This is a genomic window from Salmonella sp. K21076 (assembly GCF_039650795.1).
Lineage (GTDB): Bacteria > Pseudomonadota > Gammaproteobacteria > Enterobacterales > Enterobacteriaceae > Salmonella > Salmonella enterica.
Genome location: NZ_JBCLYA010000024.1, coordinates 73743 through 97073 on the forward strand (window position 1 = coordinate 73743; position 23331 = coordinate 97073).

The 23331-nt window shown below is 52.3% G+C and carries 25 protein-coding genes, 1 pseudogene and 1 riboswitch; of the genes and pseudogenes, 15 read left to right on the top strand and 11 right to left on the bottom strand.

The annotated features are described in order from the left end of the window. Positions 1-97 precede the first annotated feature (97 nt). Complete coding sequence (locus AAYN39_RS08210; protein ID WP_000998802.1) at positions 98-964, bottom strand: AraC family transcriptional regulator; 867 nt, start codon at positions 962-964, stop codon at positions 98-100. Positions 965-1035: 71 nt separating this feature from the next. Further along, positions 1036-1428 carry a YgiW/YdeI family stress tolerance OB fold protein gene (locus AAYN39_RS08215; protein WP_000731552.1) on the bottom strand — a complete coding sequence of 131 codons (393 nt, stop codon included), beginning with the start codon at positions 1426-1428 and terminating at the stop codon, positions 1036-1038. Positions 1429-1579: 151 nt separating this feature from the next. On the opposite strand from AAYN39_RS08215, the gene qseB reads away from it, so the two are divergent. The 4 genes and pseudogenes from qseB (at position 1580) to AAYN39_RS08235 (ending at position 4618) form a co-directional block, all read left to right on the top strand. Then, positions 1580-2239 (top strand): quorum sensing response regulator transcription factor QseB, encoded by a 660-nt coding sequence (gene qseB / locus AAYN39_RS08220; RefSeq protein WP_001221574.1) that lies wholly within the window; start codon positions 1580-1582, stop codon positions 2237-2239. Beyond that, positions 2236-3585, top strand: a complete 1350-nt coding sequence (gene qseC / locus AAYN39_RS08225; RefSeq protein WP_000779337.1) for a quorum sensing histidine kinase QseC — start codon at positions 2236-2238, stop codon at positions 3583-3585. The genes qseB and qseC overlap by 4 nt, the downstream gene beginning before the upstream one ends. 106 nt (positions 3586-3691) lie before the next feature. Continuing rightward, positions 3692-4272 (top strand): annotated as a pseudogene (locus AAYN39_RS08230) (NAD(P)H-dependent oxidoreductase). A 31-nt stretch (positions 4273-4303) separates the two neighbouring features. Then, on the top strand, positions 4304-4618 hold the full coding sequence (locus AAYN39_RS08235; RefSeq protein ID WP_000958587.1) for a putative quinol monooxygenase: 315 nt from the start codon (positions 4304-4306) through the stop codon (positions 4616-4618). Between the two features lie 124 nt (positions 4619-4742). Here the strand turns inward: AAYN39_RS08235 and parE are convergent, their stop codons facing one another. From parE to nudF, 5 genes are read right to left on the bottom strand one after another with little or no spacing between them, the layout of a single operon-like run. Beyond that, entirely contained in the window at positions 4743-6635 is a 1893-nt protein-coding gene (gene parE / locus AAYN39_RS08240; RefSeq protein ID WP_000195318.1) for a DNA topoisomerase IV subunit B, read from the bottom strand. A 27-nt stretch (positions 6636-6662) separates the two neighbouring features. Continuing rightward, entirely contained in the window at positions 6663-7244 is a 582-nt protein-coding gene (gene yqiA, locus AAYN39_RS08245) for an esterase YqiA (protein ID WP_000105725.1), read from the bottom strand. Next, positions 7244-8071, bottom strand: coding sequence for a 3',5'-cyclic-AMP phosphodiesterase (cpdA, locus tag AAYN39_RS08250; RefSeq protein WP_000444734.1), 828 nt, complete (start codon positions 8069-8071; stop codon positions 7244-7246). The genes yqiA and cpdA overlap by 1 nt, the downstream gene beginning before the upstream one ends. A gap of 24 nt (positions 8072-8095) precedes the next feature. Next, complete coding sequence (locus AAYN39_RS08255) at positions 8096-8518, bottom strand: DUF1249 family protein (RefSeq protein ID WP_000833403.1); 423 nt, start codon at positions 8516-8518, stop codon at positions 8096-8098. Continuing rightward, positions 8515-9147, bottom strand: coding sequence for an ADP-ribose diphosphatase (gene nudF / locus AAYN39_RS08260; RefSeq protein ID WP_001231952.1), 633 nt, complete (start codon positions 9145-9147; stop codon positions 8515-8517). The genes AAYN39_RS08255 and nudF overlap by 4 nt, the downstream gene beginning before the upstream one ends. A 200-nt stretch (positions 9148-9347) precedes the next feature. Here nudF and tolC point away from each other — a divergent pair, with 200 nt between their 5' ends. From tolC to AAYN39_RS08275, 3 genes are all read left to right on the top strand, one after another. After that, entirely contained in the window at positions 9348-10823 is a 1476-nt protein-coding gene (gene tolC, locus AAYN39_RS08265) for an outer membrane channel protein TolC (protein ID WP_001663008.1), read from the top strand. Positions 10824-11035: 212 nt separating this feature from the next. Further along, entirely contained in the window at positions 11036-11707 is a 672-nt protein-coding gene (locus tag AAYN39_RS08270; protein ID WP_000831528.1) for a DUF1190 family protein, read from the top strand. A 5-nt stretch (positions 11708-11712) separates the two neighbouring features. Continuing rightward, positions 11713-12876 (top strand): glutathionylspermidine synthase family protein, encoded by a 1164-nt coding sequence (locus AAYN39_RS08275; protein WP_000442833.1) that lies wholly within the window; start codon positions 11713-11715, stop codon positions 12874-12876. A gap of 61 nt (positions 12877-12937) precedes the next feature. Here the strand turns inward: AAYN39_RS08275 and ygiD are convergent, their stop codons facing one another. Next, positions 12938-13726: a 4,5-DOPA dioxygenase extradiol gene (ygiD, locus tag AAYN39_RS08280; protein WP_000059619.1), complete on the bottom strand. Its 789-nt coding sequence runs from the start codon at positions 13724-13726 to the stop codon at positions 12938-12940. A gap of 140 nt (positions 13727-13866) precedes the next feature. Here ygiD and zupT point away from each other — a divergent pair, with 140 nt between their 5' ends. After that, positions 13867-14640 (top strand): zinc transporter ZupT, encoded by a 774-nt coding sequence (gene zupT, locus AAYN39_RS08285; RefSeq protein ID WP_000115874.1) that lies wholly within the window; start codon positions 13867-13869, stop codon positions 14638-14640. 66 nt (positions 14641-14706) lie between these two features. Here the strand turns inward: zupT and AAYN39_RS08290 are convergent, their stop codons facing one another. Then, positions 14707-14883: a hypothetical protein gene (locus AAYN39_RS08290; protein ID WP_000469259.1), complete on the bottom strand. Its 177-nt coding sequence runs from the start codon at positions 14881-14883 to the stop codon at positions 14707-14709. Positions 14884-15282: 399 nt separating this feature from the next. Between AAYN39_RS08290 and AAYN39_RS08295 the strand changes: the two genes are divergently transcribed. From AAYN39_RS08295 to dsbI, 3 genes are read left to right on the top strand one after another with little or no spacing between them, the layout of a single operon-like run. After that, entirely contained in the window at positions 15283-17079 is a 1797-nt protein-coding gene (locus AAYN39_RS08295; RefSeq protein WP_000460261.1) for an aryl-sulfate sulfotransferase, read from the top strand. Between the two features lie 19 nt (positions 17080-17098). Next, on the top strand, positions 17099-17770 hold the full coding sequence (locus AAYN39_RS08300) for a thiol:disulfide interchange protein DsbA/DsbL (RefSeq protein ID WP_000096232.1): 672 nt from the start codon (positions 17099-17101) through the stop codon (positions 17768-17770). Positions 17771-17784: 14 nt separating this feature from the next. After that, positions 17785-18462 carry a protein-disulfide oxidoreductase DsbI gene (gene dsbI / locus AAYN39_RS08305; protein WP_000345576.1) on the top strand — a complete coding sequence of 226 codons (678 nt, stop codon included), beginning with the start codon at positions 17785-17787 and terminating at the stop codon, positions 18460-18462. Between the two features lie 170 nt (positions 18463-18632). Here dsbI and ribB read toward each other — a convergent pair whose 3' ends face one another. Then, positions 18633-19286 carry a 3,4-dihydroxy-2-butanone-4-phosphate synthase gene (gene ribB, locus AAYN39_RS08310; protein WP_001076978.1) on the bottom strand — a complete coding sequence of 218 codons (654 nt, stop codon included), beginning with the start codon at positions 19284-19286 and terminating at the stop codon, positions 18633-18635. Positions 19287-19391: 105 nt separating this feature from the next. After that, a riboswitch (FMN riboswitch) is annotated at positions 19392-19590 on the bottom strand. A 132-nt stretch (positions 19591-19722) separates the two neighbouring features. On the opposite strand from ribB, the gene ubiK reads away from it, so the two are divergent. Further along, a complete protein-coding gene (gene ubiK, locus AAYN39_RS08315; protein ID WP_000566824.1) occupies positions 19723-20019 on the top strand; it encodes a ubiquinone biosynthesis accessory factor UbiK in 297 nt (98 codons plus the stop codon). Between the two features lie 74 nt (positions 20020-20093). Here the strand turns inward: ubiK and glgS are convergent, their stop codons facing one another. After that, a complete protein-coding gene (gene glgS / locus AAYN39_RS08320; RefSeq protein ID WP_000928925.1) occupies positions 20094-20303 on the bottom strand; it encodes a cell surface composition regulator GlgS in 210 nt (69 codons plus the stop codon). A 257-nt stretch (positions 20304-20560) separates the two neighbouring features. Here glgS and AAYN39_RS08325 point away from each other — a divergent pair, with 257 nt between their 5' ends. The 3 genes from AAYN39_RS08325 to AAYN39_RS08335 all read left to right on the top strand — a co-directional run bounded on the left by AAYN39_RS08325 (position 20561) and on the right by AAYN39_RS08335 (position 23179). Further along, positions 20561-21181, top strand: a complete 621-nt coding sequence (locus AAYN39_RS08325) for an OB-fold-containig protein (protein ID WP_000171735.1) — start codon at positions 20561-20563, stop codon at positions 21179-21181. A gap of 18 nt (positions 21182-21199) precedes the next feature. Continuing rightward, positions 21200-22879 (top strand): flotillin family protein, encoded by a 1680-nt coding sequence (locus AAYN39_RS08330; RefSeq protein WP_000342894.1) that lies wholly within the window; start codon positions 21200-21202, stop codon positions 22877-22879. Positions 22880-23119: 240 nt separating this feature from the next. After that, entirely contained in the window at positions 23120-23179 is a 60-nt protein-coding gene (locus AAYN39_RS08335; RefSeq protein ID WP_192936148.1) for a type I toxin-antitoxin system Ibs family toxin, read from the top strand. Positions 23180-23331: the final 152 nt, after the last annotated feature.

Consider the following 23331-nt stretch of genomic DNA (forward strand, 5'->3'; position numbering starts at 1 on the left):
TCAATCTGCATGCTGACCGTTCGGACGGCAATATTGCCGCAGATAATACCCTATCTCACGGTCTGAGTCACAAACCGTGAGACAGGTTGCGAGGAAGTTAACGAAGCGGCAGATAGATATCCGTCAGCAGCTCATGTTCCGCCACCTCATGGACGAAATTCAGGTACTGGAAGAAGACCGGAAAATCGCGCAGCGTCTCGCCGCTGGCCGGTAGCCATTCGCGGAATAAATACCACACGCTCTCCGGGAGGCTGTCGAGCGATCCCTGATGGCGCACCACCGCGCAGCGCCCGCCAGGAATCTCGCTATTCACCACGCCAACGTCATTTTCGGCTATCGGCTGGCGGACGCTGCCGCAGATATCAAAGCGGAATTGAGCCGGCGGCGTCGTCTGCGGGTCGTGCCAGGCAATACCAAAAGTTTGACTGCTGGCAATCGGCGACTGGCCCGTTTCGCGTCGCCATGCAATAAATTTCGCCGCGCTGGCGTTGACCTTATCCGGATGCCCCAGATGCGTCAGCATCGCGACGCGGGTAGGAGGAAATTCAACGATTTTTACGTCCATGACATGCTGCTCCTGTAACGCAAGTTTAGGAACGCGTTGGTGCCAGGCCAGCCAGTCCGGCGATTGCCGAAACCGGCACGGGCTTTGACCAAACGCGGTTTTGAAAGCACGTGTGAACGACTCCGGATTCTGAAATCCGGCATCCAGCGCGATATCGATAACTTTATCTTGCGGATTAAACGCCAGCCGCCATGACGCCCGGCGCAAACGCAGCCACTGGATATAGCGATAGAGCGGAAGCCCGCTCCAGACGGTAAACTGCCGGTGAAAATGAAACGGCGAGCTGTGCGCCATCCGGCTTAACGCCTCAAGCGACAGAGGCTCATCCAGATGACGCTCAATGTGGTCGCAAACGCGCCGCAGACGTTCGGAATAAGCCGCGCTGATCAGGTCATTCATCACTGCCTCCTTGTGGCCTATTCTGCCCACCGGGCGGCTGTGAATCCTGACCGATCTTGCGCAATGTGGGATTACGGATTCACTTTACGAATCTGTTTCACGTCGATTTCGACAGAGTTCCAGTCTTTATCCACTTCACCCTGAATTTCAACGGTATCCTGCGGGGTTACGGTCAGGCCGTTCCAGCGCTTGTGGTCAATGTCCACATTGATAGTACCGGTCGCATCTTTAAACACATACAGGTCGTCGGAAATGCGCTCGACGATATTCCCGCGCAGCGTTACCCACGCATCGTCACGCAGCGATTTAGCGCTCTCTACCGTCGTGCTGCTGCCGTTCGGGCCGACAAATCCGCCGCCCTGCGTTTGCGTCGCCGACGGGCCGGAGAAACCGCCCTGCTGAGCCGCCAGAACCGGGGTAGAACACAGTGCCATAACGGCAACGATTGCAGCTAATTTTTTCATGATTACTTTTCCCTTTCATGTCGTTTCAGATCCATTTAATAAGGTAATCCTTAACAACTTCTTAAGGCAAAAAAAGATTCTTTTTTTCTGTACATCGCCTGCGGCGACAAGGTTAACTGACGGCAACGCGAGTTACCGCAGGGAAGAACAGATGCGAATTTTACTGGTAGAAGATGACACACTTATTGGCGATGGCATAAAAGCAGGTCTGAGTAAAATGGGTTTCAGCGTCGACTGGTTTACCGAGGGACGTCCGGGCAAAGAGGCGCTTTACAGCGCGCCTTATGATGCGGTCATTTTAGATTTAACGCTGCCAGGAATGGACGGACGGGATATTTTGCGCGAATGGCGCGAAAAGGGTAAACAGGAACCAGTACTGATCCTGACGGCGCGCGACGCGTTAGCAGAGCGCGTCGAGGGGCTACGTCTGGGCGCCGATGACTATTTATGTAAACCTTTCGCGCTCATTGAGGTCGCCGCCCGTCTGGAGGCGCTGGTACGCCGCGCCAGCGGTCAGGCCAGTAGCGAATTGCGCCACGGCCAGGTGACGCTCAATCCAGGCAATCTCGTCGCGACGCTTGCCGGCGAACCGCTGGCCCTAAAACCAAAAGAGTTCGCGTTGCTGGAACTCTTACTGCGCAACAAAGGTCGCGTGCTACCGCGCAAGCTTATTGAAGAGAAGCTGTATAACTGGGATGACGACGTGTCCAGCAATGCAGTGGAAGTCCATGTTCATCATTTACGCCGCAAGCTCGGCAGCGAATTTATTCGCACCGTACACGGCATCGGCTACACCCTGGGTGACGCATGAAATTGACGCAACGTCTCAGCCTGCGCGTCAGGCTGACGCTTATTTTCCTGATTCTGGTCTCCATCACCTGGGCAATTTCCAGTTTTGTGGCCTGGAGAAAGACGACGGATAATGTCGATGAGCTGTTTGACACACAGTTGATGTTGTTCGCCAGACGGCTTAGCACCCTCGATCTTAACGAGCTCAACGCCCCGCAGCGCATGGCGCATACGCCAAAGAAATTAAAACATGGGCATATCGATGACGATGCGCTGGCGTTCGCCATCTTTTCCGCTGACGGCAAAATGTTGCTGCATGATGGCGACAACGGCCAGGATATTCCGTATCGCTATCGCCGGGAAGGTTTCGACAATGGCTATCTGAAGGATGACAACGACCTCTGGCGTTTTTTGTGGTTGAACTCGGCGGACGGCAAGTATCGTATCGTCGTCGGTCAGGAGTGGGATTACCGCGAAGATATGGCGCTGGCGATCGTGGCGGCGCAATTAACGCCGTGGCTGATCGCCCTTCCCTTCATGCTGCTGATTTTATTACTCCTGCTTCACCGCGAGCTCAGACCGTTGAAAAAACTGGCGCAGGCGCTGCGCTTCCGGTCGCCGGAATCGGAAACGCCGCTCGACGCCAAAGGCGTACCGAGCGAGGTTCGCCCACTGGTCGAAGCGCTTAATCAGCTTTTTAGCCGCATCCACTCCATGATGGTGCGCGAACGGCGATTTACCTCCGACGCCGCCCATGAATTGCGCAGCCCGCTGGCCGCGCTGAAAGTACAAACCGAGGTGGCGCAGCTCTCGGGCGACGATCCGCTATCGCGTGATAAAGCGCTGACCCAGCTCCATGCGGGGATCGATCGCGCCACGCGGCTGGTCGATCAGCTACTGACGTTATCGCGTCTCGACTCGCTCAATAATTTGCAGGATGTAGCGGAGATTTCGCTGGAAGAGCTGCTGCAGTCCGCGGTAATGGATATTTATCATCCGGCGCAGCAGGCGAATATCGACGTGCGTTTACAGCTTAACGCCCATGACGTCATACGTACCGGCCAGCCGCTACTCTTAAGCCTGTTAGTGCGTAACCTGCTGGATAATGCGATTCGCTACAGTCCGCAGGGCAGCGTCGTCGACGTTACCTTACATGCCCGCAGCTTCACCGTCAGAGATAATGGCCCCGGCGTAGCGCCAGAGATTCTAACGCATATCGGCGAGCGTTTTTACCGCCCGCCAGGCCAAAGTGTGACCGGCAGCGGTCTGGGATTATCAATCGTCCGCCGCATCGCTACGCTGCACGGCATGACGGTGTCGTTTGGCAACGCCGCGGAAGGTGGATTTGAGGCCGTAGTACGCTGGTAGCAGAGATTTTTGCCAAAAACGCAAAAGACTTTGCACATTTTGCTAATTTCACCGCACCGCCCGTCAGCGTAGAATCAGCAGCAAACGCATTTCTTGAGGACACAAAATGAGTAACATCCTGATTATCAACGGGGCGAAAAAATTCGCGCACTCCAACGGCCAGTTGAATGACACCCTGACCGAAGTTGCCGATGGGCTGCTGCGCGATCTGGGTCATCAGGTTAAGATCGTCCGCGCCGACAGCGACTATGACATTAAAGAAGAGGTGCAGAATTTCGTCTGGGCTGACGTGGTGATTTGGCAGATGCCAGGCTGGTGGATGGGCGCGCCATGGACAGTAAAAAATATATGGATGATGTCTTTACCGAAGGTCACGGCACGCTCTATGCCAGCGATGGCCGCACGCGTTCCGATGCCGCTAAAAAGTACGGTTCCGGCGGTCTGGTGCAGGGGAAAAAATATATGCTGTCACTGACGTGGAACGCGCCGATGGAAGCATTTACCGAAAAAGATCAGTTTTTCCACGGCGTAGGCGTAGATGGCGTCTATCTGCCATTCCATAAAGCCAACCAGTTCCTGGGCATGGACGCGCTGCCAACGTTTATTGCCAACGACGTGATTAAAATGCCGGATGTTCCGCGCTATACCGCAGAATATCGCAAGCATCTTAGCGAAATTTTTGCTTAACTGGTCATCCTGGAATTAGAAGGAGTTAACCATGCTTACCGTCATTGCCGAAATTCGCACGCGTCCGGGCCAACATCACCGTCAGGCCGTCCTCGATCAGTTTGCGAAAATTATTCCAACCGTTCTTAAAGAAGAGGGGTGCCACGGTTACGCGCCGATGGTGGATCATGCCGCGGGCGTGAGTTTTCAGACTCTGGCGCCTGACTCGATCGTGATGATTGAACAGTGGGAAAGCGTTGCGCACCTTGAAGCGCATCTGCAAACCCCGCATATGAAAGCCTATAGCGACGCGGTAAAAGACGATGTGCTGGAAATGAATATTCGTATTCTGGAATCCGGCGTTTAAGTTATTACCCTCGTCTGACGTCGCCCTGATGCGATGCGCAAGTGTCGCCATCAGGCTGCGACGTCATGTCGGATTCTCTTATCCGGCCTGCGGCGCGCAGACCGGATAAAGCGTGCAACAATCGTTACACGTCGAGATCCGCGAGATCGCCTTTTTCCTGTAGCCAGTTGCGTCGATCTTCAGAACGTTTCTTCGCCAGCAGCATATCCATCATCGCATTAGTACGCTGATCGTCTTCATCGCTAATGGTGAGCTGCACCAGGCGGCGAGTATTCGGATCAAGCGTGGTTTCGCGTAACTGCATCGGGTTCATTTCACCCAGGCCTTTGAAACGCTGGACGTTCGGCTTGCCTTTCTTACGCTTCAGTTGTTCCAGTACGCCCGCCTTCTCTTCTTCCGTCAGCGCGTAATAGACCTCTTTACCCAAATCGATACGGTATAGCGGCGGTAGCGCGACGTAGACATGACCATTCTTCACCAGCGCGCGGAAGTGTCTGACAAACAGCGCGCAAAGCAGAGTAGCGATATGCAAACCATCGGAGTCCGCATCCGCCAGGATACAGATCTTGCCGTAGCGCAGCTGACTCAGATCGTCGCTGTCCGGATCGATACCGATCGCCACGGAAATATCATGCACCTCTTGCGAGGCCAGCACTTCATCGGAAGAGACTTCCCAGGTGTTAAGGATCTTACCTTTGAGCGGCATGATCGCCTGATATTCGCGATCGCGCGCCTGCTTGGCGGAACCGCCTGCCGAATCCCCTTCCACAAGGAACAGCTCGGTTCGATTAAGATCCTGCGCGGTACAGTCCGCCAGTTTCCCCGGCAACGCCGGACCGCTGGTGAGTTTTTTGCGTACCACTTTTTTTGCGGCGCGCAGTCGCCGCTGCGCGCTGGCAATCGCCATCTCTGCCAGTTGTTCCGCCGCCTGCACGTTCTGGTTCAGCCACAGGCTGAAGGCATCTTTCACCACGCCGGAAACAAATGCCGCACATTGACGCGACGACAGACGCTCTTTGGTCTGCCCGGCAAATTGCGGGTCCTGCATTTTCACGGAGAGCACATAAGCGCAGCGATCCCAGATATCTTCCGCCGACAGTTTGACGCCGCGCGGCAGAATATTGCGGTATTCGCAAAATTCGCGCATCGCGTCGAGCAGGCCCTGGCGCAGACCGTTGACGTGCGTCCCCCCCTGCATGGTCGGGATCAGGTTGACGTAGCTTTCCGTCAGTAATTCGCCGCCTTCCGGCAGCCACAATAGCGCCCAGTCAACCGCTTCCGTTTCACCGTTAAAATTACCGATAAACGGCTTTTCCGGCAGCGTCGGCAGGCCGTTTACCGCTTCGCCCAGATAGTCGTTCAGACCATCCTGGTAGCACCAGCGCTGCTCGCTGTTATTCACTTCATCTTTAAAAGTGATTTCCACGCCGGGACACAGCACCGCTTTTGCTTTCAGAACGTGCATTAAGCGAGAGACAGAAAAACGCGGGCTGTCGAAGAAACTTTCGTCCGGCCAGAAATGGACGCTGGTGCCAGTATTACGTTTACCGCAGGTGCCGACAACCTGCAAATCCTGCACTTTTTCGCCGTTTTCAAACGCGATGTTATAGACCTGACCGTCGCGGCGCACGGTCACTTCCACGCGCTTTGACAGGGCATTCACGACCGAAATCCCCACCCCATGCAGACCACCAGAGAACTGATAGTTCTTATTGGAGAATTTACCGCCGGCATGAAGCCGACAGAGGATCAGTTCTACCGCCGGAACCCCCTCTTCCGGATGGATATCCACCGGCATCCCGCGTCCGTCGTCAATCACTTCCAGCGATTGATCGGCATGTAAAATGACATCCACGCGTTTGGCGTGACCTGCCAGTGCTTCATCCACACTATTATCAATTACTTCCTGACCCAAATGGTTGGGGCGGGTCGTATCGGTGTACATCCCCGGGCGGCGGCGTACCGGCTCAAGCCCAGTGAGTACCTCAATGGCATCAGCGTTATAAGTTTGCGTCATGGTTTAATTAGCAATTCGAATTGATTGTCAGCAACTGTGCAGTCCAAGAAAATCGACAATCTGGTTGAAATAATCTTCGAAGCCCGTGAATGCGTGATTACCCCCCTCGGTCACTGTCTGACGGCAGGAGGCGTAATATGCCACCGCCTGGCGGTAATCCAGCACTTCATCGCCCGTCTGTTGCAGTAGCCAGATCAGGTCCGGCGCTTCCAGCGGGTCAATCTGCATGACTTTAAGATCATAAATATGGCGAGACTCTAGCACATATTGCTGCCCGGTGTAGGGGTTCTCGTTCTGACCGAGATAGTCGGTCAGTAATTCAAAGGGCCGCACGGCGGGATTCACCACCACAGCCGGCAGCATAAAACATTGCGACAGCCAGGTGGCGTAATAACCACCCAGCGACGATCCTACCAGCCCTAATGGCGCACCGCCATGCTCAAGTACGAGAGATTCCAGCAACTCCGCCGCATCGGCAGGATACGGCGGCAGTTGAGGGACGATCATCTCAACATGCGGATGACGCTCCGCCAGCCAGTTTTTTAGCTGGCACGCTTTTGCCGAGCGAGGGGAACTGTTGAATCCGTGCAAATAGAGAAGCGTAGACATCAGTATCCTTCCGAAGCGGTATCGGGTCGGAACCGGGTATCCTGCAGGCGATGCACTTCCGTCTCCAGGACGCCGTTCGCCTGGAGCTCCAGCGTACGCCAGCCCGGCGCGATAGTATCCAGCGTAAAGTTCGCGCAGTGCGGTTTGAACTGTACGCAGGTTGACGGCGACGCCAACAGACGGCGACCGTTCCAGTCGAGATCCAGCTCCTGGTGAATATGTCCGCATAGCAGATACTTTACACGCGGGAAATTCGCCAGCACGCTATCCAGCTCACCAGCATTACGCAAGCTGTGCTGATCCAGCCAACTGCACCCTGCCGGCAACGGATGGTGGTGCAACAGGAGCAATGTCTGTCTCTCTGGCGCATCGGCGAGCTTACGCTCAAGCCATTCCAGTTGGAACTCGCTCAGTTCGCCATGCGGGACGCCAAACACCTGGCTATCCAGCAACAAAATCTGCCATTGTTCACCGATTAACACGCGTTTAGCCGGGGAAATCCCCGCCTCTTGCAGCGCGCTGTACATTGCCGGCTGAAAATCGTGATTGCCCGGTAGCCAAACGCAAGGCGCGCGAAAGCTTGCGATACCCTCAGCAAAATGCTGATAAGCCGCAGCGGATTGATCCTGCGCCAGATCGCCGGTCGCCACGATCAGATCATATTCATACTGTTGCGCCCGAATAGCCTCCAGCACGGCCTGGTAACTTTCCCAGGTATTGACGCCTAACAGCGTTTCATGCTTTTCGGCAAACAGGTGAGTATCTGTAATTTGTAAAATCCTGACTCGGGCCTCACCAGCCAGAGGTAGGGTTAACAGGCTTTCCAAATGGTGTCCTTAGGTTTCACGACGCTAATAAACCGGAATCGCCATCGCTCCATGTGCTAAACAGAATCGTAGCCAGTCGGCCAGAAACTGATTAATTTGATGCTTTTCGTCGCGTTGATGCAACTTTTTATTTGGATAATCATACCGCGCTTTGAAGCGAAAGATCTGCTGGCTTGAACACACTTCAGCCACCATCGCATCATGGTAGAGGCGCACCGTCAGCGACGGCAGGCTCCAGTAGGTGATGGCTGGCGCCGTTTGCTCGATCGTTACAAGCGTAGTGTATCGGGTCAATTCCACAATCGTTAACCGATATTGTACGTTGCCCACCTGATAGCTCACCGTTTCACCGGGGGCGTCATTGCGCGGCAGCAGGCGGCGCAATTGCGAAAAATTGGTTTCGCACAAACGCATCATTTCTGGGAAGTCAGGTGTATAACGCTTCATTTTTTCCACTCGTTTTTTAACTCTTGATGATGCAACTGAAGCCATTGCAAAGCGATGACTGCGGCTGCGTTGTCGATTTTCCCCTCTTCTACCCACTGGTATGCCTGTTCCCGGCTTACCACATGAACCCGAATATCTTCGTTTTCATCCGCCAGACCATGAATACCTACCGCGGTCGTGGCGTCCACTTCACCCACCAGAATAGATGAGCGCTCGCTGGTTCCTCCTGGACTCGCCAGGTAACTGATGACCGGTCGGGTGCGGCCTACGGTCAGCCCCGCTTCTTCCATCGCCTCCCGCCGGGCGACCGCCTCAATGGTTTCGCCTTCTTCTATCATGCCGGCGACCATCTCCAGCAGCCACGGCGTAACGCTTGTGTCATATGCGGCAATACGAATCTGTTCGACCAGCACCACCTCGTCGCGTTCAGGGTCAAAGGGTAGCAAGACGGCGGCGTGCCCGCGCTCAAAAATTTCGCGCTTTACCTCGCCACTCATTTCTCCGTTGAATAAACGATGGCGGAATCGATACACATCCAATGAAAAAAAACCGCGATAGCGCGTTTCCCGTGCAATAATTTCTACATCGCTTTTGGTGAAAGTAACTGGCAAGTTGTCTGATTTACGCATTGTGCTGCCCTGCTAGCAATAATGATTAAATGATGAATTTCAAGGGTGGTTGACTGCTGTTTTATCACCCTTGTGGTAAATTGGTGCCAATTAAGGCTCGTATGGCACGTAACGCCAACTTTTTGCAGTGGCGGATTCTGCTAGAATCAGCAATTATTTTTACAAATTGATCAGCGCTAAATACTGCTTCACAACAAGGAATGCAAATGAAGAAATTGCTCCCCATCCTTATCGGCCTGAGCCTGTCGGGGTTCAGCACACTAAGCCAGGCAGAGAACCTGATGCAAGTTTATCAGCAAGCACGCCTGAGCAACCCGGAATTGCGTAAATCCGCTGCCGATCGCGATGCTGCATTCGAAAAAATTAACGAAGCACGTAGTCCTTTACTGCCGCAACTGGGTTTAGGTGCCGACTACACCTACAGCAACGGTTATCGCGATGCGAACGGTATCAACTCCAATGAAACCAGCGCTTCTCTGCAATTAACGCAGACGCTATTTGATATGTCGAAATGGCGTGGGCTCACCCTGCAAGAAAAAGCAGCAGGCATTCAGGATGTCACCTATCAGACCGATCAGCAGACGCTGATCCTCAATACCGCGAACGCGTATTTTAAGGTATTGAACGCTATTGATGTGCTTTCCTATACCCAGGCGCAAAAAGAGGCTATCTACCGTCAGTTAGATCAAACGACGCAACGTTTTAACGTGGGTCTGGTCGCCATTACCGACGTGCAAAACGCCCGTGCGCAATATGATACCGTACTGGCGAATGAAGTGACCGCCCGCAACAACCTGGATAACGCGGTAGAAGAGCTGCGCCAGGTAACCGGCAATTATTACCCGGAGCTGGCGTCGCTTAACGTCGAGCATTTTAAAACCGACAAACCCAAAGCTGTTAATGCGCTGCTGAAGGAAGCGGAAAACCGTAACCTGTCGCTGTTGCAGGCGCGTTTAAGTCAGGATCTGGCGCGCGAGCAAATCCGTCAGGCGCAGGATGGTCATCTGCCGACGCTGAATTTAACGGCCTCAACCGGCATTTCTGATACCTCTTATAGCGGTTCTAAAACCAACTCCGCCCAGTACGACGATAGCAACATGGGGCAGAATAAAATCGGCCTGAACTTCTCCCTGCCGCTGTATCAAGGCGGGATGGTTAACTCGCAGGTAAAACAGGCGCAGTATAACTTCGTCGGCGCAAGCGAACAGCTGGAAAGCGCGCACCGTAGCGTGGTGCAGACCGTACGTTCTTCCTTTAACAATATTAACGCCTCCATCAGCAGCATCAACGCGTATAAACAGGCAGTCGTTTCCGCGCAAAGTTCTTTGGATGCAATGGAAGCCGGTTACTCGGTCGGTACACGTACCATTGTTGACGTACTGGATGCCACCACCACTCTGTATGATGCCAAGCAGCAACTGGCCAACGCGCGTTATACCTATTTGATTAATCAGTTAAATATCAAATATGCGCTCGGTACGCTGAACGAGCAGGATCTGCTCGCGCTTAACAGTACGTTGGGTAAACCTATCCCGACGTCGCCGGAAAGCGTAGCGCCGGAAACGCCAGAGCAGGATGCTGCCGCAGACGGTTATAATGCCCATAGCGCCGCGCCGGCAGTACAGCCGACCGCCGCTCGCGCCAACAGCAATAACGGCAATCCATTCCGGCATTGATAAGTTATTCGCTGGCGCTGCGTTTATCAGACCTATGCCCTTGTAGGTCTGGTAAGCGCGGCGCTACCTGTCATAAAGCCGCGCCTGAACGTAAGACAACGTAAAGATCCTGCTATTCCGCCGCATTCTCGCCTTTTCTCGCTTCAATTTCGACCAGTCATCCTCTATTCTGAACGCATGTTGTATTTACCACTGGGTCCTGGAAGACAAATATGAAACGGACAAAATCCATCCATCACGCATCATTTCGCAAAAGCTGGAGCGCGCGGCATTTAACGCCGGTCGCCCTGGCGGTTACGGCTGTTTTTATGCTGGCTGGCTGTGAAAAAAGCGATGAAACCGTATCGCTGTATCAAAACGCTGATGACTGTTCAGCGGCGAATCCGGGCAAAAGCGCGGAATGTACAACCGCGTATAACAATGCGCTGAAAGAGGCCGAACGTACTGCGCCTAAGTACGCTACACGCGAAGATTGCGTCGCTGAGTTTGGCGAAGGCCAGTGCCAGCAAGCGCCCGCACAGGCTGGCATGGCGCCGGAAAATCAGGCGCAGGCCCAACAATCCAGCGGCAGTTTCTGGATGCCGCTTATGGCAGGTTACATGATGGGGCGTCTGATGGGCGGCGGCGCAGGCTTTGCGCAACAGCCGCTGTTTAGCTCGAAAAACCCGGCCAGCCCTGCATACGGCAAATATACCGATGCGGCAGGTAAAAACTACGGGGCGGCGCAACCGGGCCGGACAATGACCGTACCGAAAACCGCGATGGCGCCGAAACCTGCCACCACAACAACCGTTACCCGCGGCGGTTTTGGCGAATCCGTCGCCAAACAGAGCACTATGCAGCGTAGCGCTGCCGGTACTTCAACACGTTCGATGGGCGGCTGATACGCATGGAAAGAGTCAGTATTACCGAGCGCCCGGACTGGCGCGATAAAGCGACTGAATACGGGTTTAATTTTCACACTATGTATGGTGAACCGTACTGGTGTGAAGACGCTTATTACAAGTTAACGCTCGCCCAGGTGGAAAAACTGGAAGACGTTACCGCCGAGCTGCACCAGATGTGCCTCAAGGTAGTAGAACGCGTCATCGCCAGCGATGAGCTGATGACGAAGTTTCGTATTCCAAAACATACCTGGGGTTTTGTTCGCCAGTCCTGGCAAACGCAACAACCGTCACTCTATTCCCGCCTCGATTTGGCCTGGGACGGCATCGGCGAGCCTAAGCTGCTCGAAAATAATGCCGACACGCCAACATCGCTGTATGAAGCGGCGTTTTTTCAGTGGATTTGGCTGGAAGATCAGATCAACGCGGGCAATCTGCCGGAAGGCAGCGATCAGTTTAATAGCCTGCAGGAAAAGCTGATTGAACGCTTTGCTGAACTTCGCGAACAGTACGGTTTTCAGTTGCTGCATCTCACCTGCTGTCGCGATACGGTTGAGGATCGCGGCACCATTCAGTATTTACAGGATTGCGCGGCCGAAGCGGAAATCGCCACCGAATTTCTCTATATCGACGATATTGGTCTGGGGGAAAAAGGTCAATTTACGGATCTGCAGGATCAGGTCATTGCGAACCTGTTCAAGCTCTATCCGTGGGAATTTATGCTACGCGAGATGTTTTCCACCAAGCTGGAAGATGCCGGCGTGCGCTGGCTGGAACCGGCCTGGAAAAGCATTATCTCCAATAAAGCGTTATTGCCGCTGTTGTGGGAGATGTTCCCGGACCATCCGAATCTGTTGCCTGCGTATTTCGCCGAAGACGAACATCCGCCAATGGATAAATATGTCGTGAAACCGATCTTCTCCCGCGAAGGGGCGAACGTATCGATTATTGAGAACGGTAAAACGATCGAATCCGTGGAAGGCCCGTATGGCGAAGAGGGTATGATCGTGCAACAGTTCTATCCGCTGCCAAAATTCGGCGACAGTTACACCCTGATTGGTAGCTGGCTGATTAACGATCAACCCGCCGGAATTGGTATCCGTGAAGATCGGGCACTGATCACCCAGGATCTCTCCCGCTTCTATCCGCATATTTTTGTCGAAGGATAGATTTTCCTGTAAGCCCGATGCGCGTAGCGCCATCGGGCAATCATTCAGCGCCTTATCCGGCCTACCCCACCTGCACCGACAACATACTTATACTGCCCATCTCAATACCGTCGACCGGGATGGTGATAGGTTCCTTGCCGTCCCAGGCGCCAAGTACATACAGCAAAGGCAAAAAGTGCTCCGGCGTCGGGTTCGATAAGGCGCCCCCTTCATGTTGCAGATAATTCACCAGCGGGTGCTGTTCTACCGGCCCCTGCCACGTCAGGTTAGCTTTCACAAAGTCATTAAATGACGCCGCCCAGGGATACGGTATATTGTCACCGTGCCAACGCACAGTCCGCAGGTTATGAACCACATTCCCGCTAGCCACCAGCATCACGCCTTCGTCACGCAGCGTCGCCAGTTTACGACCCATCTCAAAATGCCATGCCGCCGGTTTGGTACTATCAACACTAAGCTGCACCATCGGGATATCCGCATTCGGGTACATCTTGATCAATACGCCCCAGGAGCCGTGATCAAATCCCCACGCCTCTTTATCGAGCGCGACGGGAACGGGAGCCAACAGTTCAACCAGACGCTGCGCCAGCGCAGGCGATCCAGGGGCCGGATAATGCATGTCATACAGCGCCTGCGGAAAACCGCCAAAATCGTGGAGAGTTTGCGGCCTTTCCATCGCTGTGACGCCCGTCCCACGGGTATACCAGTGCGCCGACACCACCACTATCGCCTGTGGTCGCGGTAGGGCTTCCCCCAATCGCCGCCAGGCGCGGGTATAATCATTATCGTCCAGCACGTTCATCGGGCTGCCATGCCCCAAAAACAATGCTGGCATACACGTTAAAGACATGATGTTATCCTTACAGGAAAGACATTTTGTTAACATCACCATACGCTTTCTTCACAGAGGAAGAACTCAGATAACTATGATGAAGATCATCAGTTATTTTGAAGGTCAGGTTCGGACGGCAAATTGATAAGGAGTAATGGATGTCAGTACCACTTATTCTGACCTTACTGGCGGGCGCTGCCACCTTTATTGGCGCGTTTCTTGGCGTTCTTGGCCAAAAACCGTCTAACCGCGTGCTGGCTTTTTCGCTGGGCTTCGCCGCAGGGATCATGCTGCTCATCTCGCTGATGGAGATGCTGCCCGCCGCGTTAGATACCGAGGGGATGTCGCCTGTACTGGGCTACGGGATGTTTATTATCGGCCTGTTGGGCTACTTCGGGCTGGATCGTCTGCTTCCTCACGCTCATCCGCAGGATCTGGTGCAAAAAAGGCAGCAGCCGCTTCCCGGCTCGATAAAACGCACTGCGATTTTATTGACGCTCGGCATTAGCCTGCACAACTTTCCGGAAGGAATCGCCACCTTTGTCACTGCCAGCAGCAATCTTGAACTGGGTTTCGGCATCGCACTGGCGGTGGCGTTGCACAATATTCCTGAAGGGCTGGCGGTTGCCGGCCCGGTTTATGCCGCGACGGGCTCAAAACGTACCGCGATTTTTTGGGCCGGTATCTCCGGCATGGCGGAAATTCTTGGCGGCGTGCTGGCGTGGCTGATTTTGGGCAGCCTGGTTTCACCGATCGTTATGGCGGCTATCATGGCAGCAGTCGCCGGCATTATGGTGGCGCTCTCCGTCGATGAACTGATGCCGTTGGCAAAAGAGATCGATCCTAACAATAACCCCAGCTATGGTGTGCTTTGCGGTATGTCCATCATGGGGCTCAGTCTCGTCATTTTGCAGACGATAGGTATCGGTTAAGAGCAACGTCGCGCCGGATGCAGGCCTTTAGCCAGGCAACATCCGGCTGCCCGTCAAGGATATGCGCTATTTCTGCTCATTCATCACGCTGTCGCCTTCGCTCGTCTGGCGAAAACGTTTCGTTCGCGCTTCAAGTAATGCATCTCTGTCTTGCCGAAACGCTCTGCAATAACGCTTCATATGGCAAATATACCCTACTACCACCAGAACGATTAATATTATCCAATACCAGGCAATAAACATCCTTTTTACCCTTAAAATTTAACATCACTAAACATTTAACGTTAAAATTTTACATACCCTTATTTTGACGTATTCATATACTGGCATATTTGTGGAACAAATAAATGATTTTGATCATATAAATCAGTGGTGAAACACAATAATGAAAGAGGTATTAAGCAGAAAACAATGTCGATAAGATCACACTTCGTACTAATTTATATTGTTCTTAAAATATCACACTCCTACTATCGACTCACTCAGGCAATTAAAAAATATTGATACAGAATATACTTTAAAATAAGTAACAGCATCATGACTTATATTTAAAGACCAATCATTTACCTCATTTATTATTCATAAAAACATAGTATATTCAGAAGTATTATATTTAGAAGTTGTATATAAGGAGATATATCCATGTTTGACCAATACCGGAAAACAATACTTGCCGGCGCCGTCGCACTGACATGCGGACTCACCGCAGCCAGTACGTTTGCCGCAGGTTTTCAACCGGCGCAGCCCGCAGGGAAATTAGGCGCAGTCGTTGTCGATCCTTACGGTAATGCCCCTCTCACCGCACTGGTGGAATTAGATAGCCATATTATTTCAGACGTTAAAGTTACTGTACATGGCAAAGGGGAAAAAGGCGTTCCCGTTACTTATACCGTTGGGAAAGAGTCTTTAGAAACCTATGACGGTATTCCTATTTTTGGCCTTTATCAGAAATTTGCCAACAACGTCACGGTAGAATATAAAGAAAACGGCAAAGCCATGAAGGATGACTATGTGGTGCAGACGTCCGCCATCGTCAACCATTATATGGATAACCGTTCTATTTCAGATCTCCAGCAAACGAAAGTTATTAAAGTTGCGCCAGGATTTGAAGATCGCCTTTATCTGGTAAATACCCATACCTTTACGCCGCAGGGCGCTGAATTTCACTGGCACGGCGAAAAAGATAAAAATGCGGGCATTCTTGATGCCGGCCCGGCGGGCGGGGCTTTGCCTTTCGATATCGCCCCTTATACGTTTGTGGTCGACACCCAGGGTGAATACCGCTGGTGGCTGGATCAAGATACCTTCTACAACGGCCACGATATGAATATCAACAAACGTGGCTACCTGATGGGGATTCGTGAAACGCCTCGCGGCACCTTTACCGCGGTGCAGGGCCAACACTGGTACGAGTTTGACATGATGGGGCAAATTCTTGCCGATCATAAACTGCCGCGCGGGTTCCTGGACGCATCTCATGAATCCATCGAAACCGTGAACGGTACCGTACTGCTGCGCGTCGGCAAACGCGATTACCGCAAAGAAGACGGCATACATGTTCATACTATTCGTGACCAAATCATTGAGGTTGATAAGTCTGGCCGCGTAGTAGACGTTTGGGATTTAACCAAAATCCTCGACCCTATGCGTGATGCGCTGCTCGGCGCGCTGGATGCGGGCGCAGTATGCGTGAACGTCGATCTGGCCCATGCCGGACAGCAGGCGAAACTCGAACCGGATACGCCGTATGGCGATGCGCTTGGCGTTGGTGCCGGTCGTAACTGGGCGCACGTCAACTCTATCGCTTATGACGCGAAAGACGACTCCATCATCCTTTCTTCCCGCCATCAGGGTATTGTAAAAATTGGTCGCGATAAGCAGGTGAAATGGATACTGGCACCGTCTAAAGGCTGGAATAAGCAGCTAGCCAGTAAATTGCTGAAACCGGTAGACGATCATGGTAAGCCGTTGACCTGTGACGAAAACGGCAAGTGTAAGGACACCGATTTCGATTTCACCTATACCCAACATACGGCATGGCTTTCCAGCAAAGGTACGTTAACGGTCTTTGATAACGGTGATGGTCGCGGCCTGGAGCAACCGGCTCTACCGACCATGAAATATTCCCGTTTTGTCGAATATAAGATCGATGAGAAGAAAGGCACCGTACAACAAGTTTGGGAATACGGTAAAGAACGTGGATATGATTTCTATAGTCCTATTACCTCGGTTGTTGAATATCAAAAAGACCGCGACACCATGTTCGGCTTTGGCGGTTCTATTAACCTGTTCGACGTTGGTAAACCAACAGTCGGCAAACTGAATGAGATTGACTATAAAACGAAAGAAGTGAAAGTTGAAATTGATGTGCTGTCGGATAAACCCAACCAGACTCACTATCGTGCGTTACTGGTACATCCAACACAAATGTTTAAATAAATCACGGGAAGGAATTAATATGTCATCTAAATGGATTACCTCTTTATTTAAAAGCGTAGTATTAACCGCGGCATTGGTCACTCCTTTTGCGGCATCGGCTTTTACCGAGGGCACAGATTATATGGTTCTGGAGAAACCAATTCCTAATGCGGATAAAACGCTGATTAAGGTATTTAGCTACGCCTGCCCTTTCTGCTACAAATATGACAAAGCCGTAACAGGTCCGGTTTCTGATAAAGTCGCCGATCTCGTTACGTTCACCCCGTTCCACCTGGAAACAAAAGGCGAATATGGCAAACAGGCCAGCGAAGTATTTGCAGTCCTGATCGCCAAAGATAAAGCTGCCGGGATTTCGTTATTTGATGCTAAATCACAATTCAAAAAAGCGAAGTTCGCCTGGTATACGGCTTACCATGATAAGAAAGAGCGCTGGTCAGATGGGAAAGATCCGGCGGCATTTATTAAAACCGGGCTGGACGCCGCAGGCATGAGCCAGGCTGATTTTGAAGCGGCGCTGAAAGATCCTGCCGTTCAGGAGACTCTGGAAAAATGGAAAGCAGCCTATGACGTTGCCAAAATTCAGGGTGTTCCGGCTTACGTCGTCAACGGCAAGTACCTTATCTACACCAAAAACATCAAATCCATCGATTCTATGGCTGAACTCGTTCGGGAACTGGCCACTAAAAAATAAGCAGGGAAACGATTATGGATTTTATTAAGGGATTATGGCGAGACCTACGCGCAAGACCAGTGGATACGCTGGTGAGATGGCAGGAACAGCGCTTTCTGTGGCTGTTAATGGCCATCGCGATGGGAGGATTAATTATCCTGGCGCACTCGTTCTTCCAAATCTACCTCTACATGGCACCGTGCGAGCAGTGTGTTTACATCCGTTACGCGATGTTTGTGATGGTAATTGGCGGGGTGATTGCGGCAATAAATCCCAAAAATATTGTGCTGAAGCTGATTGGCTGCATCGCGGCGTTTTATGGCAGCATTATGGGCATTAAGTTTTCTATTAAGCTTAATGGTATCCATCATGCGGTACATAATGCGGACCCCGATTCACTTTTTGGCGTGCAAGGATGTTCGACTGACCCGACCTTTCCTTTCAACTTACCGTTGGCGGAATGGGCACCGGAGTGGTTTAAACCTACCGGAGACTGCGGTTATGACGCGCCTATCGTCCCTGATGGCGTGACGCTCAGTAGCGTACAGCAGTGGTTTGTCGATCTCTACCAGCAGTCCGAAGGCTGGTATCTGCTTCCGCCCTGGCACTTTATGAACATGGCGCAGGCATGTATGTTGGCCTTTGGGTTGTGCCTGATTCTGCTGCTGGTGATGAGCGGCGCCTGGGCATTGAAACTGGCCAGAGGCAAATAACCTGAATAGATAAACCAAAGCAGAGGTCTGCATTCAGGCCTCTGCTTTTCTCACAATAATTTTACCATTCAGCTTATTCGTCGTTCTTTGAAACTGAACAATATGGCACCGAAGGAATACAAAAAAGCCGATGAGATGTCATCGGCTTTTTTCAACCATGATCCGTTCGATCAGCTGGCTTTGCGCTCATGCGCCTGGCGGTAAGCCACCAGATCTTCAATCGTGACCACCGCCATATTATGCTGGCCTGCAAACGCGATACACTCCGGCGCGCGCGCCATCGTCCCATCGTCGTTAGTCAACTCGCACAGTACACCTGCAGGTTTAAAACCGGCCAGCGTCATCAGATCGATGGTCGCCTCCGTATGACCGCCGCGCGTCAGCACGCCGCCCGCCTGAGCGCGCAGTGGGAAAACGTGCCCCGGACGGTTAAGATCGGACGGTTTTGCGCCATCCTTAATTGCCGCACGCACCGTAGTGACACGGTCAGCGGCGGAAACGCCGGTGGTCACGCCTTCTGCGGCTTCAATGGTCACGGTAAAACCGGTGCCGTAGGCGCTGGTGTTGTTTTCCACCATCATTGGCAAATCGAGCTGCTTACGGCGATCTTCAGTAATACACAGGCAAACAATACCGCTACCGTGACGAATGGTTAACGCCATCTGTTCTACGGTCATTGTCTCTGCGGGGAAAATCATATCGCCTTCGTTTTCACGATCTTCATCATCAAGCACCATCACACCGCGTCCTTCACGCAGCGCATCCAGTGCAAGTTCAACACGTTCAAAAGGCGTACCAAAAGAGGAAAGTAGCGTCTGATTCATGGTAAAAAAACCTCATTAACATTATGGTTACCAGAATCAGGGCAGTCTTAGGAGTGCCGACAAGCGGCAAAAAAATAACGTGAGCGGGTCCATGCCCGACTGGATCGTTACCCTCTCCCATCCGGACTTTAACCGTCGGCCCCGGAATTACACCGGATCTGCTGACCTTTTCGCTATGGCAAAAAGCGCTCGCGGGCTTTCAACCTGCTCTCCGCGTTCCGTCACGGCGCACCGTGATGAGAAATGCGTTAAACATCGCTGATTTACCGCCGGTGGGGAATTTCGCCCCGCCCTGAGAATAAGCGGGTTAACTATAACGCTATTGATTACCTTCATCAACGCCTTTACTCCGTATGACATCACACAATTCTGGTTTATGGCGTCCACATATCGCACTACAATAAGAGCTAACACTTACCAGTTCAGGGAAACCACAATGATTGACCCGAAAAAAATTGAGCAAATCGCACGCCAGGTTCATGAGTCAATGCCGAAAGGTATTCGCGAGTTCGGGGAAGATATCGAGAAAAAAATCCGTCAAACGCTGCAATCTCAGCTGACGCGTCTCGATCTGGTGAGCCGCGAAGAGTTTGATGTCCAGACTCAGGTCTTGCTGCGCACCCGGGAAAAACTGGCGCTGCTGGAGCAACGCCTCAGCGAACTGGAAGCTCGCGACAAGCCTGAAGAAGTAAAACCTGCGCCCGCCATTCCGCCAGTCGATCCACAAGAGTAAAAACGTGAACGGGCCTGACGGCCCGCTCATATAAGATCTGAATAATGCCCTGCGCCTGTATAAGGGAGCCTGCATTAGTGTTCTAATTCTAACTTTTTCGCCTGAGTCGCCTGCTGGCAGTAAAGCGCGTAACGCTTGCAAAACCAGTCGCGGTGCTCCTCGTCCATATTGCCGGTTACCGCCTGGATATCAACAGGACGCCCCTCCGCCTGCATTCTGGCAAAGCTGCGCGCCAGAAAATCGAAATTATTTAATGAATAGACGTTATTGTTGTTCATCAGCATACCCTCCAGTTATTGAATTCTGTTAAGGCTATATGCTTTTTCTAATTTCAGTATTTCCCTATATGTACGGCGGTTTTATACATAACGTGCGCAAATTTAATGCGCAAAATCACAATATTCACCAAAGATAACGACGGATAAATCGCTTTTCGGACTTAAGGAGATATGGGTCACATGATATTGTAACGCAATGAAATAACAAGCATGAAAATTATCACGCGAACATCCTTCTGAAGGCGGCGACAAGGATAGAAAATATGACCTTATTTGCGGAGTATAACAGCCCCTATCTGTTTGCCATCGCGTTCGTTTTCTTTATCGGCGTGCTGGAGATGATTTCTCTGATTTTTGGCCACTTTCTTTCAGGCGCGCTCGACGCCCATCTCGATCATTATGATGCCCTGTCATCCGGCCCTGCGGGCCAGGCGCTTCATTATCTGAATATTGGACGCGTTCCCGCCCTAGTCGTCCTCTGTCTATTGGCCGGCTATTTCGGCCTCTTCGGTATCCTCATCCAGCATGGCGGGATCATGCTCTGGCAGGCGCCGCTCAGCAATCTGCTGCTGGTCCCGTTAAGCATTGTCCTGTCGGTCTTTGCCGTGCATTACAGCGAAAAAATCCTCGCGCCCTGGCTACCCAGAGATGAAAGCTCCGCCCTCCGGGAAGAGGAATTTATCGGCGGCATGGCGATTATTACCGGCCACGCCGCCGTCGCCGGAACACCTTGCGAAGGAAAATTTACCGATAAGTTCGGCCAGATTCACTATTTACTGCTGGAACCCGAAAAGGGAAAAGAATTTAAAAAAGGAGACAAGGTGCTGATTGTCTGCCGACTTTCCGCAACGCGTTATTTGGCTGAGCGTACCTTCTATGTTTAATTGAGAGGAACTTACATAATGGATGATGTTTTTGGCATATTGCCATCATGGATGTTTACCGCCATCGTGGCGGTTATCGTCTTACTAATTATCGGGATCATTTTTGCTCGCCTTTATCGCCGCGCATCTGCGGAACAGGCGTTTGTCCGTACCGGGCTTGGCGGGCAAAAAGTGGTGATGAGCGGCGGCGCTATTGTGATGCCAATCTTTCACGAAATTATTCCGATCAATATGAATACCCTAAAACTTGAAGTCAGCCGTGCTACCGTCGACAGCCTGATCACCAAAGATCGTATGCGCGTTGACGTGGTCGTTGCTTTCTTCGTGCGTGTAAAACCCTCTGTTGAAGGTATTGCCACCTCCGCACAAACGCTTGGCCAGCGAACGCTGTCACCGGAAGATCTGCGTATGCTGGTTGAGGATAAATTCGTTGACGCCTTACGCGCTACCGCAGCCCAGATGACGATGCATGAGCTACAGGATACGCGTGAAAACTTCGTTCAGGGCGTACAAAACACCGTTGCGGAAGATTTGTCGAAAAACGGCCTGGAGCTGGAAAGCGTCTCATTAACCAACTTTAACCAAACGTCCAAAGAGCATTTCAATCCAAACAATGCCTTTGATGCCGAAGGTCTGACGAAACTGACGCAGGAAACCGAACGCCGCCGTCGTGAACGTAATGAAGTGGAACAGGATGTGGAAGTGGCGGTGCGCGAAAAGAACCGCGACGCGCTTGAACGCAAGCTGGAAATCGAGCAACAAGAAGCCTTTATGACTCTGGAGCAGGAGCAACAGGTTAAAACCCGCACCGCCGAACAAAACGCCAAAATTGCCGCTTTTGAGGCCGAGCGCCATCGTGAAGCAGAACAGACGCGCATTCTTGCTGAGCGGCAGATCCAGGAGACGGAGATCGAACGTGAGCAAGCAGTACGGTCCAGGAAAGTTGAGGCCGAGCGTGAAGTACGTATTAAAGAGATCGAACAGCAACAGGTGACAGAAATCGCCAACCAGACGAAATCTATCGCCATTGCCGCCAAATCCGAGCAGCAATCGCAAGCGGAAGCGCGCGCCAACGACGCGCTGGCCGATGCGGTTCGCGCCCAGCAAAACGTAGAAACCACCCGCCAGACCGCCGAAGCGGATCGCGCCAAGCAGGTCGCTCTGATCGCCGCGGCGCAGGATGCGGAAACCAAAGCGGTCGAACTGACCGTTCGGGCAAAAGCAGAGAAAGAAGCGGCAGAATTGCAAGCCGCCGCCATCATCGAACTGGCGGAAGCAGCGCGTAAAAAAGGTCTGGCGGAAGCCGAAGCGCAACGGGCGCTGAATGACGCTATCAACGTACTATCTGACGAACAAACCAGCCTCAAATTTAAACTAGCGCTCTTACAATCGTTGCCTGCTGTTATTGAGAAGTCTGTTGAACCGATGAAATCCATCGACGGCATTAAGATTATTCAGGTCGATGGCCTCAATCGCGGCGCGACGGCGGGCGACGTCGCCGCTGGCGGCGCTAACGGGGGAAACCTGGCGGAACAAGCGTTATCTGCCGCGCTCACCTATCGTACCCAGGCGCCGCTGATCGATTCGCTGTTAAACGAGATTGGCATCGCCGGCGGCTCGCTAAAGGCGCTGACCACGCCGTTGGTTTCATCGGCAACGGATGAGATTAATCGCGAAGCAACGATAAAAGAGCAATAACCTCCCCGCCATATCTCCTGTCCCTGGCCATAAGGCCGGGGATTTTTTTATCTTTTTTCCACCTTGTCTGTACAAAGCGTTATGACCAGCAGGCCATTTTGCGTGGGCGATCCAGTAACGCAAAATCGGCGGGAGAAAGCCCTTGCGCCAGACAGGCCACTCACCAACAATCGCGATGTCAGCAAGGGGCTGAAACGGGAAAGCCCCTCCCGAGGAAGGGGCTTTAATAAGGAAAGGGTTATGATGCACCAGGTCATCATACTGATTGTTCTGTTACTGATAAGTTTCCCAGCTTACTAACAGCCAATCAGAGGGGGGAGAGATCCCCTCTCACCCTTATTCCTTTACTTTAGGTCGAAAAAAAAGCAGCGTCAACCGCGAGATACGCGTCGAAACAAAATGTCCGACGCACCTTCAAAATCAGCGCCCGCAGCGTCTGTAACGCCTGATGA